Source organism: Streptomyces sp. SX-6, assembly GCF_059089585.1.
Window position 1 is genome coordinate 1 of record NZ_JBTHHU010000082.1, and the last position, 1,433, is coordinate 1,433.

A 1,433-nucleotide genomic window follows, 5' to 3' on the forward strand; every position below is an offset into this window, starting at 1 on the left:
GGGTCGCGTCCGCTGGAGTGGTGTACTGACGGCCACTCGGCGATCTTTTGCTGAGGTTATACGGTGAGTTCGGTGGCGACGGTGGGTTCGCCGTTGTCTGACTCGATCGGGTGGAGGCGGGCTTTGGCGAGGATGTCGCGGCCCATGTAGCGGCGGGCTTCGGTCCATTCGTCGTTCTGCTCGGCGAGGACCGCGCCGACCAGGCGGATGACAGCGGTGCGGTCGGGGAAGATGCCGACCACGTCGGTGCGGCGGCGGATCTCCTTGTTCAGTCGTTCCTGCGGATTGTTCGACCAGATCTGCCGCCAGACCTCGTGTGGGTAGGCGGTGAAGGCCAGCAAGTCATGCCGTGCCGAGTCCAAGTGGGCAGCAGCTTTGGGGAACTTGGCCTCCAGTGCGCTCAGGACGTGGATCGTCTGCGCGTGGACGGCGTCGGCGTCGGGCTGCTCGAACACCGTCCTCAGCAGTGTCGCCACCCATGGCTGCGCGGACTTCGGGACCTGCGTTGCCAGGTTCCTCGAGTAATGGGCTCTGCATCTCTGCCATGAAGCCCCTGGCAGGGCCCGCTCCGATGGCCTCGACGAGGCCGGCGTGGGCGTCGGAGATGACCAGCTGGACTCCTGCCAGGCCGCGGGCGACGAGGGACCGCAGGAAGGCCAGCCACCCGGCCCCGTCCTCTGAGGAGGCGACGTCGATGCCGAGGATCTCGCGGTATCCGTCGGCGTTCACCCCGACCGCGACCAGCGCGTGGACATTGACAGTGCGGCCGCCTTCGCGGACTTTCTGGGTGAGTGCGTCCAGCCACACGAACGCATACGGGCCGGCGTCCAGCGGGCGGTTGCGGAAGGCTGCCACCTGCTCGTCCAGGTGCCTGGCCATGGAGCTGACCTGGGACTTCGACAGTTTGGTCACCCCAAGGGACTCGGCGAGCTTTTCCACCCGGCGTGTGCTGACGCCCAGGAGGTAGGCGGTGGCGACCACGCTGATCAGTGCCTGCTCAGCACGTCGGCGCCGCTCGAGCAGCCAGGAGGGGAAGTAGCTGCCCGTGCGGAGCTTGGGGATGGCCAGCTCGACGGTGCCGGCCCGGGTGTCCCACTCACGAGGCCGGTAGCCGTTGCGGGAGTTGACGCGTTCCTCACTGACCTGCCCGTACTCGGCCCCGCACAGGGCGTCGGCTTCCGCAGACATCAGTGTCTCGGCGAACGTCTTGACCATCATGCGGAGCAGGTCGGGACTCGCCGAGGCGAGGTTCTCCCCGGTGAGGGCGTGCAGGGGCAGACTGTCGGGTGCGGTCATCGCGCTGATCCTTTCGAAGACTTGGTCGTCTTGAAGATCAGCCGGTGGCCGTCTGTCTATGTCGGCCCTCACCCTGTTACCGGGTCAAACCCCCGGAACGGGCAGGAACCCGTACACCACTTCCGAGGACGCAACCT

1 pseudogene is annotated in these 1,433 nt (G+C 66.9%); it reads right to left on the reverse strand.

Going from position 1 to position 1,433, the window contains the following annotated elements:
• Window positions 1-56 precede the first annotated feature (56 nt).
• A pseudogene (locus tag ACV530_RS36560) lies at window positions 57-1,296 on the reverse strand (IS256 family transposase).
• Between the last annotated feature and the right edge of the window lie 137 nt (window positions 1,297-1,433).